We start from the raw sequence: 14803 nt of genomic DNA on the forward strand, positions 1-14803 counted from the left end.
AGGGCGTGATGTAGAAAATTTGTCGGTATCGGCTTTGTCACATCTGCAGCGCCTCGGATAAACCTGCTCCAGGGTTAAATTTCTCCCGGTTTTTTGCGTCCTTACGGTGGGGTGGTTACCCCTGTGAGGGTGTTCAATTTGACTGCGGAGTCTGTGTGATTATTTCCAATGGGTTGGCCAGGGTGTGCGTGACGGGGCTGTTGCTGGGGGTGAGCCTGGCTGCAACGGCACGGGAGTCGACAACGCAGGCGTCGGCGGATATCCGCCGCACCAGTTTCGGCGTGCCGCATATTCGCGCCAATGACGAGCGTGGCCTGGGCTTCGGGATCGGTTATGCCTATGCCCAGGACAACCTATGCCTGCTGGCCAATGAAGTGGTTACCGTGAACGGCGAGCGGGCCCGGTACTTCGGCCCCGAGCAGTCGACCCTGGAAGAGCGCAACAACCTGGCCAGCGATGTGTTTTTCACCTGGCTGAATACTCCGGGCGCGGTGGCGGCTTTCTGGAAGGCGCAAAGCCCGCAGATCCAACAGCGCATGCAAGGCTACGTGGCCGGCTACAACCGCTATCTGAAAGAACAGGGCGCACCCGCCCAGTGCCAGGCGGCCTGGGTGCGGCCGCTGGTGGTTGAAGACCTGGTGAAATTGACCCGCAGGTTGTTGGTGGAGGGCGGTGTCGGCCAGTTCGCCGAAGCCCTGGTCGGCGCCGCGCCGCCTCAGGCCTCCGCGAGTGTGCAACCCAGCGCCAAGGCATTCGAATTGGCCGCCGCCAATCAACAGCGCTTCAGCCTGGATCGCGGCAGCAATGCCGTGGCGGTGGGCCGCGACCGTTCGTTCAATGGCCGTGGCATGGTGCTGGCCAACCCGCATTTCCCGTGGGTGGGCGGCATGCGCTTTTATGAAATGCACCTGACCATCCCCGGCCAGTTGGATGTGATGGGCGCCGCGCTGCCCGGCCTGCCGGTGATCAATATCGGCTTCAACCAGCATGTGGCGTGGACGCACACGGTGGATACGTCCAAGCACTTCACCCTGTTTCGCCTGACGTTGGATCCCAAGGACTCCACGCGCTATATGCTGGATGGAAAATCCATCCCCCTGGAGAAAACCTCGGTGACGGTGCAGGTCAGGCAAGCGGACGGCAGCGTGAAGCCGGTGACCCATCCGGTCTATAGCTCGCAGTTCGGCCCCGTGGTGCAATGGCCCGGCAAGTTGGATTGGGACAGTCACCACGCCTTCAGCCTGCGCGATGCCAACCTGGGCAACGACCGCGTCCTGCAACAGTGGTACGCCATGAACCGTGCCACGAGCCTCAAGGACCTGCAAACCTCGGTGCACACCCTGCAAGGCATCCCGTGGGTCAATACCCTGGCCGCCGATGACCAGGGCCAGAGCCTGTACATGAACCTGTCGGTGGTGCCCAACGTCAGTGCGGCCAAACTGGCGCAATGCAGCGACCCGCGTGCCGGCCTGCAGATGATCATGCTCGACGGCGCCCGCAGTGCCTGCGCCTGGGACGTCGACCCGCGCGCCGCCCAGGCCGGCATCTTCCCCGCCGACCAGTTGCCGCAGCTGGAGCGTAGCGACTACGTGCAGCACTCTAACGATTCGGCGTGGCTGGCCAACCCCAAGGCGCCGTTGACCGGCTTCTCCCCGGTGATCAGCCAGGACCACATCGGCCTCGGCCCGCGCGCACGCTTCGCCCTGCAACGCCTGCAATCCCTGGAGACGCAACCGATCAGCGTCGCCGATCTGCAAAACATGGTCATGGACAACGAGGTGTACCTGGCCGGCCAGGTCATGCCCGACCTGCTGGAATTCTGCGCTAAACACCTCGGCACCGACGCGACTGCGCTGAAGTCGCTGTGCACCAGCCTCAACGACTGGGACCGACGCGCCAACCTCGACAGCGGCCTGGGCCTGGTGCACTTCATCAATTTGGTTGAAGACCTGCAGCAACTCCCCGATGCCTGGCGCGTCGCGTTCGACCCGGCCCAACCCCTGACCACCCCACGGGGCCTGGCCATCGAGCGCGCCCCCGTGGCCAAGGCCCTGCGCGAAGCCATGCTGGCCTCCACCGCAGCCGTGGCCAAACTCGGCCTCAACGCCGACAGCAAATGGGGCGATATCCAGGTCAGCGGCCAAACCCCGATCCACGGCGGCCCGCAAGCGCTGGGGATCTACAACGCCATGCAAACCGTGCCCCGGGTCGACGGCAAGCGCGAAGTGGTCAGCGGCAGCAGCTACCTGCAGATCGTCACCTTCGACGACCAGGGGCCACACGCCCAAGGCCTGCTGGCATTCTCCCTGTCCAGCAACCCGGCATCGAAATACTCGAAGGACCAGACCCAAGCGTTCTCCGAGAAAAAACTGCGCCCACTGCCGTTCACCGACGCCCAGATCAAGGCCGACCCGCAGTACCAGCAGCACCTCATCAAGGAGTAGGGCAGGCGCGCAACTCCTTGATGCCAATACGAAATATTTTTGAAATCAAGGGGTTGCAGGCAAAAGCAAATGAGTACATAATGGCGCCCATCGAACGCAACGAAGCATTAAAAACTTCAATGTATTCAATGAGTTAGAGTAGAGGCAGGGCTCTATGGCCCACTCAAGTTTTTATGCGGTGAATGCCAGCGGCAAGGGCGTTGATCGTTTGAGGCCGAGTAGCAAAATGGTTATGCAGCGGATTGCAAATCCGCCTACGCCGGTTCGATTCCGACCTCGGCCTCCACTCTTAAAACCCCGTAGATCAATGGTCTACGGGGTTTTTTATTGCCTGCGATTTGGTAATCGCTTCCGCAACTTTTCGGATCGCTTCCGCAACCCTACCTTTTTTGGGAAGCTCAAGAGGCCGTTATCGGTATGGCTCTCCTCGATTGAACGTGTGATTGTGCTCGAGACCAAGGAGCCTAAACGTCCACTCACGGCCAGAAGTAGTCAGTCGACGGGTTTGATAAAGATGATTAAACAGTTGGTATTTGGTAAACAACCGAGTCGTACTTGGCTGATGTGCGCATCTCGAGGATGATCCCACCAAGAGCCTCGGCAATACGTCGACTCGCATGGTTGTCCGTCGCAACGGGGTAGATGAAACTTTTTGCTACCACTCGCTGGCTGGCCCACTGAACAACCGCTTGGACCGCTTCACCTCCAAAGCCTAGCCCGTGTTTATCTTCACGAATCCAGATACCCAGCTCCGGCGTTTCACCGTGGGTATCGTGCAGGCCGACAAGGCCAGTAAAACGAGCATCGTCGAGTTGTCTAATTGCGAACACAAAGTCGCTGCCATCTGCGATTGAAGGCAGCCAGTGCCGCCAGACGTTTGCGTAGTCCTCAAGAGAAGCAGGTGGCTCCCACGACATGTAACGAGTCAACGAGGCAGTTATACAAGCGAAGGATTCAATGGCGTCCTGCGCGCAGAATGGCTGAATACTAAGGCGTGGCGACTGAATGCAGATTTCGCGGGTATCGACGAGCATCGTAATTTCCTTACAAGAGGTGCAGTACTCCGTGTGTGTCAAGGAAAAGTAACACGCTGACCATTTCTTCAGCGAATCGGACGTCTGCGTCTCTTGGCCGGCAGCTGACTATCGCCGCAGTTGACATCAATCCAAAGCGTTCACACTCCATCTCCGCGCAGGTCCATTTCCAGCATTCCTCTTGATATCCCCCTCAGTAGCCTCCTAATCAGTTAATTCAGTATGTTCAAGCCCAATGGCAAAGGCTGCGGCGGCACATTTATCCTCATGACGAGATAGAAAATCATCGGTGACAGAGAGATCTGGACCAATTTTGGTAAAGGCGCCACATTTTCCAATCGCGGCGATATATTGCCTTTGCGCTAATAGTGCGAGTGCTTCTAAGTAGTATTAAATGCCAGGCATTTTAAATGCCGTATTTGTTAAAGATGCCCACAGAAATTCATTAGCTATCCGCGAGCGGGGTGCGGCTTGCTAACTGGCTAGTGGTGTCTTGAAGCTTACGCAATTCGAGGGCAACTCGTGGCTGTATAGCTGTCGTGACAATTATTGATCCGTCTTTAGGGAATTTTGCATGATTATCAATATTAGTAATTCGATTCCAGAAAAAATCGCTCCAGGCGCTATTCGTCAAGAAACCGATAGCAAAGCTGAGGGTTCATCAAAGATATCTATGGACGAATCCGCGGTCAGCCCAGGAGATGGACTTAGAGGTGTGCTCGACGAGAAAGATGTGAGTTCCTCGAAAGCTCCGGATATTGTCGAAACGTTGAAGAGACAACTTGAAGAGTTACAAAAACAACTTCAAGAAGAACTCCGAAATCTTCAAAAGACTCAATCCGGAAAACAAAGTGAAGAAGCTAAAGCGGCAGCTGCGCTTGCGGCTCAAGCGCGTATAGGTGCCCTTAATGCATCAATATCGACACTGACGGCCGCCTTGTTGAATGCACTGATATCTCAAGGTGGCAGTAGTTCAGGGTCGCTGGTAGAAACTACCGCCTGAGTTTTGGGTAGTCGCTATCGCTGGCCGGGGCGACGGCGCCAAACTCACCATCCTTATTTGTAAGGTCTCGCGGCCGCGTCGACCATATTGTAAACGCTGTTTGTAATCTCCAGCTGAGTAAGTCACAGAAGGAGGCTAGCATTGCCAATATCGATGGTTTTCGATACCAGCGGCACTCGCTTAGTATTCACGCTTCATACAAAAGAAGGGCATGTCCAGTGGCAGCAACCAAGAACTTAAGCAATCTCCAGGTAGATGGAGTGCTTTGTATAAGTTTGAGAAACCGGCAAGATCGCAGAAATTTAATAAAAAATGAATTTGCACAGTCTGGTCTGGTTATAGAATTCATCTTAGTCGATGCTGATGTGGAAAACCCGGAACGCGGGTGCTTCAACTCCCACATCAAATGTGCAACGTTAGCCGTTGAGCGGCGTTATAAAGCCGTATTGATTTTGGAAGACGATGCAACGCTTTCTAGCTTCTCGCCCTCGCAAATTTTGCGAATCAATCGCTTCATGACAATGCGAACGCCCAAGCTTCTTTACCTCGGTGCAACCCTGGGCAAGCTGTGGCTGACCTGGAACCGAGGAATAGCACGGGTTAGAGCCAAAGGGACGTTTGCCTATATTCTGTCGAATGAAGGCTGTAGAGAACTGATCAAGTTATCGCCTTACACAGGTACTCCCATCGACAAACTTTTTACAAAGTCTTTCAAGGCTTACTGCTCACTCCCGCTTATCTGCAACCATCAACCCGAATGTTTAGCCAAGAGCGATATATCTACGTGTCGAATAGCGGACGGCTCCTCAGCCGACGAAAAGTTTTGGCAGCGTAACTGGCGACGTCAATATACACAAGTGCTTAAAAATATCGGAAAAACCATTGTCCGACGGGACATTTAATCGAATATTTTTTTGCGTATTTCGCGGCACTCTACATATTAGAATAAAGCAGATAGGAAATGATCTGTGACATCCGGGGTGATTTTTCTATTTTCCATAATTGTCTAGGCTAGCAAAAGCCTGGCTCCGTTATTAGATGATCCATCATCGAGAGTAATTGCATTCTGCCTTACATGCCAAGCGATGCGCTTTGAGGCGCGCGTGACTCTGCTGCTTAGGGCATATTTAGGGCATGGCACGGGCCGCAGTAGGCCGCCAAAGCCTGCTAAGGTTCGCTCGTTTTTCCACTATTGCTGGCCTATACCGGTATACGCGAAAACAAGAACGGGTTCGAATCCCTGTCCGGACGGTTGATTGGACGGCTTGATAGAACGAGAGGAGGGATACCCGACTGTAGGCGATGAAGCATAGAAAATCCATTCCGCAACGGAAATAGAACCTCCCGATTTCAGAGGGCTCCAGCGAGGAAGAAATATTGACGATGCGGAATTTATGTTGCTATAAGTAATTGAAAATAAACAATATATTTGTGGATTGCAAATCCGCCTACGCCGGTTCGATTCCGACCTCGGCCTCCACTCTTGAAAACCCCGTAGATTAACGTCTACGGGGTTTTTTATTGGGCGGAAGAAAAGGCCCGGGTGCCAACCTCTCGAGCAGGCCGATCTACCTCCCTCCGCATCCGCCTGTGCAGGCGCCATTCCCTTCCCGTTGTGTACAGCGTTGTGCCTTGTTCCTCCCGCGCTCGAAGGGTTTTTCGACGAGTGACGTGTCTAGATCAAGGGTCAGGAGGCTTTTAAGGTTGTCATGGCCCGTGTTGGCGACTACCCTGAAAATGTTCGTATTGTTACGAATAATTTCGGTTGTGGCTGTTTTCAAGTCACGCTACTTCAGGATGAGGAACGAAAATGTTTTCACACGAAGGTCCCGCAATAGAGCTGTTGCTATTCATTTTTGGTCTGGCGATGCTACTTTTGGTCGTTTGGTTTTTTCATCATCAATACGAGCGAAAGACGGGGAAGGGTGTTAAAAAACTACATGATCTCGACGACAAACGCTCAACCTGACGCTGCTGTCGAATGACTTGATCGAGTCGGCTCCCGCTGGCTCGCACTGTTCACTGACGTAAAGATTGAGGGCTGGCTACGATTTCCGAGTCGAGGCCCTCATTCTTGAGCGTACTGAACTCTATCTTCAGCGCCAGTCTCTGACCTGCTGATGCGCTGCGCCTTCACTTCACCCGCGTACCTGGCGATTTTCTCCCGCTGAGTTGCCAGCAACGTGCAGATCTTCACTAGCGCCAACGCCTCACTCGGCGTCCTGCTGCTGTTTGCCAGGGCTGTCAGTTCAACCACGGACCAGCCAATGACTGCAGTTGCATCTTCCAGGTCATAAAACAATTCCTGCTGGGCGGTTCTGGGTCCATCGAGGCCCTGTATCAACTCTTTCATCGACTTCTCCCTTTGGTGCTGATCAGGTATCAAAATTGGCTTTACTCGCATCAACGAATGACGTGTATCCACCCCAACACAAACCCTACCAAGACGTTACACGAAACCCATGACGGACTTCATTTAACGCGGTCTTACTTGACGTACACCCAACCTTGTAAAGCAGAGAGCGTTGTCATGAAGTTGAATTACCTAACCAAGGCGGCTGTTGTTGTCGCGCTGTTGTCGACCTTGTCAGGCTGCTGGATATTCATGCCGCCGGGCGGTGGTGGGGGTGGTGGCCATGGCGGTGGTGGTCATGGTCAAGGCGGCGGCCCTGGTGGCGGGCCGCGCTGACAGTCAGTCAACGGGAGGCAGGCCATGAACAATGGCCTGCCTCTTTTTTGCCCCGGATAAATCCCAGGCAAAGAAAAGCCCGCGATGGGGAGCACGGGCTAAAAGGGATGTTCATTAGGAGCTGGGTTCACCATAAGGGGGCGTCTGTGAAAGCTTTGTGAAAACGCCGGAGCCATCTGAACCTGAAGTGTATGCCTCGATCCGTGCCTGGCTGTACGAGGCGCCGGGCGGCATAACCCACTACTGTCGCAGGCCTACCACACCGCTCGGATGCCGCACCATGTCCATGTCTACCAGCCTGCTGTCGGCTTTTGTGCTGTTCGCCTTCGTGTCCTCGATCACCCCAGGTCCGAACAACACCCTGTTGCTTGCCTCGGGGGTGAACTTCGGGTTTCGCCGCTCGATGCCCCATGCGCTGGGGATCAGTCTCGGCTTCATGCTGCTGGTGATTGCGGTCGGCCTGGGCCTGGGCGAAGTGTTCAAGGTATTCCCGTGGGCCTACACGGTGTTGCGCTATGTGGGCGCGGCGTACTTGCTGTACCTGGCCTGGAAGATCGCCACGGCGGGCGGCATGTCCGATAGCAATGAGGAACACGGCAAGCCCATGACCTTCCTCGGCGCGGCGGCGTTTCAGTGGGTGAACCCCAAGGCGTGGATCATGGCGCTCGGGGCCATCACCACCTATACGCCGGCTGAGGGCTATGTCACCAACGTGCTGGTGATCGCGCTGGTCTTTGCCGTGGTCAACCTGCCCAGTGTGTGCGTGTGGGTCGGGTGTGGCAGCGGCTTGCGCAATGTGCTGCGCGAACCGCGCTGGGTGAGGCTGTTCAACTGGTCAATGGCCGGGCTGTTGGTGCTGTCGCTGTACCCGATGTTGTTTGCCGGCTAGGCGTCAGACCGGCGAGATGGTTGCCAGCAGCCCGATGCCGATGGTCAGCACTAAAAAACCGAACAGGAAAATCGCCATCTTGGTCATAAGGCCTCCGAAGGAAAGGGGGTAAGGATGGGGGCCATTGTCCGCCCAGGCGGCGTTTCAATACAGGCGCAGATAGCAAAGAAAAAACCGTATCAGATGCGCCGGCGAGGGTTCTGCCACGGGCTTTTGGCGCCTGTGGTTTTTTCAAGATCAGTGCCTGAGACAGCCAGCGTTTTTCCCCCTAAGATGGCGCCCATTGCATCAACAATAAAAGTGGGCCAACCCTCGATGGAAAGACGCCAGTTCAGCGGTGGCATGAAAGGCAAGAACCTGCGCTACCTCAATGAAACCTCCCAGCCGGCATCGGTCACCCGCCTCGGCTTCCTGCTGCTCGAGCATTTTTCCCTGCCGGCATTCACCCAGACCCTCGATACCGTGGTCACCGCCAACCTGCTGCGACCTGATCTGTTCGCCACGCGGACCTTCGGGTGTGACGACGGGGAAGTCATCAGCGACCTGGGCCTGGTGATCCGCCCCGACGCGCGTCTCGATGCGCCCGCGCTGCAAGGCCTGGATCTGCTGGTGATCTGCGGGGGCTTTCGCACCGAACTCAAGGCTGACGATCCCTTTATCCAGCTGCTGCGCACGGCCGCCGAGCAGGGTGTGAGCCTCGCGGGGTTGTGGAACGGCGCATGGTTCCTCGGCCGCGCCGGCCTGCTGCAGGGCTACCGCTGCGCCATCCACCCCGAACACCGCCCGGCCCTGGCGGAAGTGTCCAAGGCCACCCACGTTACCAGCGAGCCCTACGTGATCGACCGCGACCGCCTCACCGCGTCGAGCCCCTCCGGCGCCTTCCACATGGCCCTGGACTGGATCAAAAGCTTGCACGACAAAGCCCTGGTCGAAGGTATCGAGGACATCCTGGCCTTCGAAGAATCGCGTTACCGGCGGATCAAACCCACCGAAAACGTCAGCGTCAGTGCGCCCCTGCGCGAAGTGGTCAAGCTGATGGACGCCAACCTCGAAGAACCGCTGGAACTCGACCAACTTGCCGTCTACGCCGGCCGCTCGCGCCGCCAACTGGAGCGCCTGTTCAAGGAACAACTGGGCACCACGCCGCAGCGCTACTACATGGAACTGCGCGTCACCGAAGCACGCCGGCTGTTGCAGCACACCGAACTGTCACAGGTGGAGGTGCTGGTGGCGTGCGGGTTTGTCTCGCCGAGCCATTTCAGCAAATGCTACAGCTCGTATTTCGGATATCGCCCCTCCAAGGAGAAGCGGTTGGTCAAGTAAGGTGACTGTCGCTCTATGCGCGCCGGCATGATTTTTCAAGGAGGACCCATGTCTCTTACACGTTTGGATCGTTATCGCGGCAGTTTGCTGGGCTTGGCCTGTGGCGATGCAGTCGGTACCACGGTGGAGTTCATGCCCCGTGGCACATTTACTCCGCTCACCGATATGGTGGGAGGAGGGCCGTTCAACCTCAAGCCCGGCCAGTGGACTGACGATACTTCAATGGCGCTGTGCCTGGCCGAAAGTTTGTTGCGCCAAGAGGGTTTTGACGCGGCGGATCAGATGGGTCGCTATCTGAATTGGTGGAAATGGGGCTATTTGAGTTCCACCGGCGACTGTTTCGATATTGGCCTGACCGTGAGTATGGCGCTAACGGCGTATCAAGACAGTGCAAACCCCTTTGCAGGCTCTACGGACCCGTATTCCGCCGGAAATGGTTCGATGATGCGCCTTGCACCGGTGGTGTTGTTTTACTTTCCGGACCTTCAACGTATCCGCCATTACGCCGCCGAAAGCTCGCGCACCACCCACGCTGCTCTGGAAGCAATCGAGTGCTGCCTGGTGCTGGCCCAGGCAATCAGCAATGCGCTTGAGGGGGTTTCAAAGGATCAGGTATTGCAGTTGGCGCACATGGACCTCGCGGCGGCCAAAGTCGCCGCACTTGCGCAGGGCAATTACCTGGAGAAGTCCCGTGATGACATCGTCGGCACCGGCTACGCCGTGGCGTCCCTTGAGGCCGCGCTCTGGTGCTTCCACCATACCGACAGCTTTGCGGCGGCAGTGCTGATGGCGGCCAATCTGGGCGATGACGCAGACACTACCGCAGCCATCGTTGGCCAACTGGCCGGTGCATATTATGGCGCCCAAGCGATTCCTGGCGACTGGTTGGAAAAGCTGTGGATGCGCGAAGAAATCCAAGGCATGGCGGATGCCCTGTTGGCAGCTTCGACCGGTAATCTCGTGCAGTGAAGCGAGCACCGTCTGCAAAACCATGAAGATCAAATGTGGGAGTTGTCGAGCTTCAGCGAGGCTGCGATGGCGGCAGTACGGTCAACATCTTTAGCGCCTGACGCTCCGCTATCGCGGCCGCGCTGAATTGTGGTGAGCGGGCTTGTCCCGCGTTGGGCTGCGCAGCAGCCCCAAAACCAGGCGCAGAGGAGTGCCTGAGACTCGGCATTCGTCTTGATCAGGGGCGCTTCGCCCCCCACGCAGGGCAAGCCCGCTCACCACATGAAATAGCGTGTGCAAGTTGCTGTGCTTGGAGGTGGCGGTTCTTCTCAAAACCGCCCCAGTCGATACGGCCCTAGCGCCGGCAACCCCGAAAACGCAGGCGCCCCCGACGCCAATTGCCCCACCATCTCCGCCGTCACCGCCGCCTGGGTCAGCCCCAAATGCTGATGCCCGAACGCAAGCAGCACCTTCCCGTCACACACCCGATCAATAATCGGCAGCGAATCCGGCAGCGACGGTCTGAAGCCCATCCACGGCGTCGCGTCCTCTGCACTCAGATCCTCACGAAACAACCCCTGGCTCAACCGATGCAACTGCCACGCCCGCGCCATGTTCGGCGGGCGGTCGAGGCCGGCGAATTCCACGGTGCCGGCCAGGCGCAGGCCGCCTGTCATGGGCGTCATGATGAACTTGCGCTCCAGGGACGTGACGGCAAACGGCAGGCGCTGCTGTTCATGGGGCAGCATCAGGTGATAGCCCCGTTCGGTGTCCAGCGGGACTTTTTTGCCGGTCAGGGCGGCGGTGAGTCTGGCCGAGTGGGCGCCACAGGCGATCAGCACCTGGCGGGCGGCAAAGGTGCCTTGATCGGTGCTCACGGTGATGCCATCGCCTTCAATCCGCGCATCCAGCACCTGGCGTTGGAGGAACTGCACGCCACTGGCCTTGGCCGCCTCCACCAATTCGCAGACCAATCGGTAAGGGTCGAGGAAGTGCCCTGTTCGCGGGAAAAACAGGCCGCCCTGGATCTGCGCGGCCAATTGCGGGGCAATCTCATGTATGGCATCCCCCGACCAGAACTCCACCGGCACGTTTTGCGCTTGCATGCGCCGTTGCAAGCCATCGATGGCCGCGCGGGAGTCTGAACGTTCGAACACCAGCAGCGAGCCATCTTCGCGCAACAGCTCCGGGCGCTGAATACTGGCCAGCAACCGTTGCCAGGCGCCAAGGCTCGCTTCATTGAGCGCGCGCAGACCCGTCACCGTGCGCTGGTAACTCGCCGGGCGCAGGTTCAGCAGCAGGCGGATGAACCAGGGCAGGGCGCGTGGCAGGTATTTCCAGTCCAGGCGCAGCGGGCCCATGGGGTCCGTGAGCATGGCGGGCAAGCGCTTGAGGATCGACAGGTCGGCGATCGGGAACACTTGCTCGGTCGCCAGGTGCCCGGCGTTGCCGTAGGAGGCGCCCATGCCGGGCGCCAGCTGGTCGATCACCCGCACTTTCCGCCCCTGGCGCGCCAGCTGCAGGGCGCAGGCAACGCCAATGATGCCGGCTCCGATTACGGCGATATCCGCAGGGTCAGGGTCGTGCATCCGCTACGCCTCTCTCGACCAGTTGGCATACCACTGGCGAAACAGCGCGTACTGGGTTTCGGCGTAACGCCGCTGGGCATCGCTGAGCACATCGGTCTCGTTGAAGTGCAGGGCGTAGCCCATATCGCCGTTAAGCACCATCAGATGCTTGTAATACAGCACCAGGTCGCAGCCTTCATCGAAGGACGACAACACCGCCAATGCCGCTTCCAGTTCCCGGGCCAGGCGCCGGGCCTTGGCATCACCCTTGGCGGCTTGCTTGCTCAGGGCCACCAGGTGCAGCACTTCGCGGGGCAAGGCATTGCCGACGCCGGTGATCGCGCCCGTGGCGTTGCAGTTGACGAAACCGTGCACCACCTGGGTATCGACGCCCACCATCAGGGTCACGCTGTCGTCCTGGGAGGTGATGTGCTCGGCGGCATAGCGCAGGTCGGCAGCGCCACCGAACTCCTTGAAGCCGATCAGGTTCGGGTGTTCGCGGCGCAGCTCGAAGAACAACTCCGCGCGGGTGGCAAAGCCGTAGTAAGGGCTGTTGTAGATCACCGCCGGCAGGTTGGGCGCGGCCTTGAGGATTGCCGAAAAGTGCGCCTTTTGCGCGGTGGCGGACGCACCTCGGGACAGCACGCGCGGAATCACCATCAAGCCCTGGGCGCCGACCTTGGCCGCGTGGGCGGCGTGGGCCACCGCCTCGCGGCTGTTCACCGCACCGGTACCGACAATGGTCGGCACGCCGGCCGCCACCAGGCGCGCCACGCCTTCCTGGCGCTCGGTTTCGGTGAGCAACGGCCAGTCGCCCATGGACCCGCAATACACCACGGCGCTCATGCCGATATCGATCAACTCGCGGCCCTTGGCGACCAGCGCGTCGAAGTCCGGCTTGCGCGCGGCGGTGCATGGGGTCATCAGTGCGGGGACGCAACCGGTGAAGATGTTGTCGCTCATTGTCCTGGCTCCTTGCAGCGTTCAATCAAAGGGGGTGGGCTCAGATGCCCCAGGCAAACGGGTCTTGCTCGTCGATCAGCAAGGTGCTGTCGGCGGTCATGTAGGCGCGGCCGGTGATGAAGGGGATGACACGTGTGCCGTCCCATTCATATCGGCCTTCGAAGCGGCTGCCGGTGATGCTGGCTTGTACCCAGGTTTCACCGGGGTTGAGTTTCCCATCGGCGGCCAGGCACGCCAGCTTGGCGCTGGTGCCGGTGCCGCAGGGGGAGCGGTCGTAGGCTTTGCCAGGGCACATGACGAAGTTGCGGCTGTCGGCGTGGGCGTCGTCGGCGAACAGTTCGATATGGTCGATCAGGGCGCCGTCTGCGCCGTGGATGCCCTGGGCCTCGAGGGCCTTGAGCATCGCCCAGGTGTAGTCGGTGAGGGCGTCGACGTTGCTCATCTCCAACGCCATGCCATGCTCGCAGACCAGGAAGAACCAGTTGCCGCCCCAGGCAATATCGCCCTGGACTGCGCCATGGCCCGGTACATCCACCGTCACCTGCTGGCGATAGCGATAGGCAGGCACGTTGCGCAGGGTCACGGCGCCGTCGTCGTGCAAGGTCGCGGCCACCGGCCCCACCGGGGTGTCGAGGGTGTGCACGCCCGGCTGGATACGCCCCAAGTGGTGCAGGGACGCCACCAGGCCGATGGTGCCGTGGCCGCACATGCCCAGGTAACCGGCGTTGTTGAAGAAGATCACCCCGCAGGTGGCGCCCGGGGTGACGGGCGCGCAGTACAGCGCGCCGACCAGTACGTCATTGCCACGGGGTTCCAGCAGGCAGGCGCGGCGCCATGGGTCGTGCTCCGTGCGCAGGTTTTCCAACTGGTCGGCGATGCTCGCGCCCTTGAGCGCGGGGAAGCCGGTCATCACCAGGCGCGTGGGTTCGCCGCCGGTGTGGGAGTCGATCACATGCAGTCGCTTCATAACGCGCTCCATCAATAAGAGCTTTGGGCTGCCTTCTTGTGAGTGTAGGGATAGGCATGCAGTGGCCCTATCGTGAACGCGCAAGCGGGCCGGCGATTGATGTTTTTTGCCGGCATCGATGACGAAATCAGCACAGTTCGCCCTGCTCGACAGCACCCCGGGCATGGGGCAATCTGCTTGCCATCAAGGTGACAGCCGGGGAGAGACACTCATGCTTCAACGCGCGTTTGCGAGCCTTTGCCAAGGAGCAAGTCCTCCCCACAGCATCGAGCAACTATTGGCCGGCGTAGCGCAATTGCTGCCGATGCTGGACGTGATCCCCAATGCCGCCATCTTCATCAAGGACCTGGAGGCCCGTTACGTCCTCGCCAACCGCACCCTGGTGCAGCGCTGCGGCCTCAAGCAGTTGCAACCGTTGCTGGGCAAGACCAGCGCCGACGTCTTTCCCGCACCATTGGGGCCGGGCTATACCGAGCAGGACCGGCGCGTGCTGCAGCAGGGTTTTGTGCTGGAAGACCAACTCGAACTGCACCTCTACGGCAGCCGCGAACCCGGTTGGTGCCTGACCCACAAATGGCCGCTGTACAACCACGAAGGCCGCATCATCGGCCTGGCCGGGATATCGGTCGACCTGCAATCGGCCAGCCAGACCCACCCGGCCTACCAACGCCTGGCCGCTGTGGACGAGCACATCCGCACGCACTTCAACCGCCGCGTCACCCTCGGCGAACTGACGCGCATCGCCGGGATTTCCGTGGCGCAACTGGAGCGCTACTGCAAGCGCGTGTTCCACCTGACACCCCGGCAGATGATCCAGAAAGTACGCTTGGAACACGCCCATCGGTTGCTGCACAGCGACATGCCGATTACCGAAGTCGCGCTGCAGTGCGGCTATACCGACCACAGCGCGTTCACCCGGCAGTTCAAGGCATCGACGGGGTTTACGCCGAGGCAGTATCGGGAAACCTGCTGAGC

The 14803-nt window shown here is 58.8% G+C and carries 12 protein-coding genes and 1 tRNA gene; 8 read left to right on the forward strand and 5 right to left on the reverse strand.

Features of this window, described 5'->3' with window-relative positions; genetic code table 11:
- Positions 1–155 precede the first annotated feature (155 nt).
- The gene (locus tag C8K58_RS03350) at positions 156–2444 is read left to right on the forward strand and encodes an acylase (protein WP_092357089.1); all 2289 of its coding nucleotides are present in this window, start codon (positions 156–158) and stop codon (positions 2442–2444) included.
- Positions 2445–2656: 212 nt separating this feature from the next.
- Positions 2657–2730, forward strand: a tRNA-Cys gene (locus C8K58_RS03355).
- Between the two features lie 232 nt (positions 2731–2962).
- Here the strand turns inward: C8K58_RS03355 and C8K58_RS03360 are convergent.
- Entirely contained in the window at positions 2963–3478 is a 516-nt protein-coding gene (locus tag C8K58_RS03360) for a GNAT family N-acetyltransferase (protein ID WP_108573006.1), read from the reverse strand.
- Between the two features lie 574 nt (positions 3479–4052).
- Between C8K58_RS03360 and C8K58_RS32215 the strand changes: the two genes are divergently transcribed.
- Complete coding sequence (locus C8K58_RS32215) at positions 4053–4481, forward strand: hypothetical protein (protein WP_133822102.1); 429 nt, start codon at positions 4053–4055, stop codon at positions 4479–4481.
- 218 nt (positions 4482–4699) lie between these two features.
- A complete protein-coding gene (locus C8K58_RS03365; protein ID WP_158277067.1) occupies positions 4700–5383 on the forward strand; it encodes a glycosyltransferase family 25 protein in 684 nt (227 codons plus the stop codon).
- Positions 5384–6549: 1166 nt separating this feature from the next.
- Here the strand turns inward: C8K58_RS03365 and C8K58_RS03370 are convergent.
- Complete coding sequence (locus C8K58_RS03370; protein ID WP_108573011.1) at positions 6550–6834, reverse strand: hypothetical protein; 285 nt, start codon at positions 6832–6834, stop codon at positions 6550–6552.
- A 616-nt stretch (positions 6835–7450) separates the two neighbouring features.
- Between C8K58_RS03370 and C8K58_RS03375 the strand changes: the two genes are divergently transcribed.
- The 3 genes from C8K58_RS03375 (at position 7451) to C8K58_RS03385 (ending at position 10351) form a co-directional block, all read left to right on the forward strand.
- Entirely contained in the window at positions 7451–8059 is a 609-nt protein-coding gene (locus C8K58_RS03375; RefSeq protein ID WP_092357092.1) for a LysE family translocator, read from the forward strand.
- Positions 8060–8374: 315 nt separating this feature from the next.
- Positions 8375–9382, forward strand: coding sequence for a GlxA family transcriptional regulator (locus C8K58_RS03380; protein WP_108573013.1), 1008 nt, complete (start codon positions 8375–8377; stop codon positions 9380–9382).
- Between the two features lie 48 nt (positions 9383–9430).
- Entirely contained in the window at positions 9431–10351 is a 921-nt protein-coding gene (locus tag C8K58_RS03385; protein WP_108573016.1) for an ADP-ribosylglycohydrolase family protein, read from the forward strand.
- Between the two features lie 308 nt (positions 10352–10659).
- On the opposite strand, the gene C8K58_RS03390 is transcribed toward C8K58_RS03385, so the two are convergent.
- Genes C8K58_RS03390 through C8K58_RS03400 form a run of 3 tightly spaced genes read right to left on the reverse strand, consistent with a single transcriptional unit; the run spans position 10660 to position 13828 of the window.
- Entirely contained in the window at positions 10660–11919 is a 1260-nt protein-coding gene (locus C8K58_RS03390) for an FAD-binding oxidoreductase (RefSeq protein WP_027606715.1), read from the reverse strand.
- 3 nt (positions 11920–11922) lie between these two features.
- Positions 11923–12861: a dihydrodipicolinate synthase family protein gene (locus C8K58_RS03395; protein WP_108573018.1), complete on the reverse strand. Its 939-nt coding sequence runs from the start codon at positions 12859–12861 to the stop codon at positions 11923–11925.
- 40 nt (positions 12862–12901) lie between these two features.
- Positions 12902–13828: a 4-hydroxyproline epimerase gene (locus C8K58_RS03400; RefSeq protein ID WP_092357101.1), complete on the reverse strand. Its 927-nt coding sequence runs from the start codon at positions 13826–13828 to the stop codon at positions 12902–12904.
- Between the two features lie 211 nt (positions 13829–14039).
- Between C8K58_RS03400 and C8K58_RS03405 the strand changes: the two genes are divergently transcribed.
- The gene (locus C8K58_RS03405) at positions 14040–14801 is read left to right on the forward strand and encodes an AraC family transcriptional regulator (RefSeq protein WP_027606712.1); all 762 of its coding nucleotides are present in this window, start codon (positions 14040–14042) and stop codon (positions 14799–14801) included.
- Positions 14802–14803: the final 2 nt, after the last annotated feature.

The sequence above is a fragment of the Pseudomonas sp. GV047 genome, assembly GCF_003058245.1.
Taxonomy (GTDB): Bacteria; Pseudomonadota; Gammaproteobacteria; order Pseudomonadales; family Pseudomonadaceae; genus Aquipseudomonas; species Aquipseudomonas marginalis.

Coding starts and splice junctions, on each gene's coding strand:
- C8K58_RS03360 (WP_108573006.1), bottom strand. CDS start 3,478: ATGCTCGTCGATACCCGCGAAATCTGCATTCAGTCGCCACGCCTTAGT.
- C8K58_RS32215 (WP_133822102.1), top strand. CDS start 4,053: ATGATTATCAATATTAGTAATTCGATTCCAGAAAAAATCGCTCCAGGC.
- C8K58_RS03370 (WP_108573011.1), bottom strand. CDS start 6,834: ATGAAAGAGTTGATACAGGGCCTCGATGGACCCAGAACCGCCCAGCAG.
- C8K58_RS03375 (WP_092357092.1), top strand. CDS start 7,451: ATGTCCATGTCTACCAGCCTGCTGTCGGCTTTTGTGCTGTTCGCCTTC.
- C8K58_RS03380 (WP_108573013.1), top strand. CDS start 8,375: ATGGAAAGACGCCAGTTCAGCGGTGGCATGAAAGGCAAGAACCTGCGC.
- C8K58_RS03385 (WP_108573016.1), top strand. CDS start 9,431: ATGTCTCTTACACGTTTGGATCGTTATCGCGGCAGTTTGCTGGGCTTG.
- C8K58_RS03390 (WP_027606715.1), bottom strand. CDS start 11,919: ATGCACGACCCTGACCCTGCGGATATCGCCGTAATCGGAGCCGGCATC.
- C8K58_RS03395 (WP_108573018.1), bottom strand. CDS start 12,861: ATGAGCGACAACATCTTCACCGGTTGCGTCCCCGCACTGATGACCCCA.
- C8K58_RS03400 (WP_092357101.1), bottom strand. CDS start 13,828: ATGAAGCGACTGCATGTGATCGACTCCCACACCGGCGGCGAACCCACG.
- C8K58_RS03405 (WP_027606712.1), top strand. CDS start 14,040: ATGCTTCAACGCGCGTTTGCGAGCCTTTGCCAAGGAGCAAGTCCTCCC.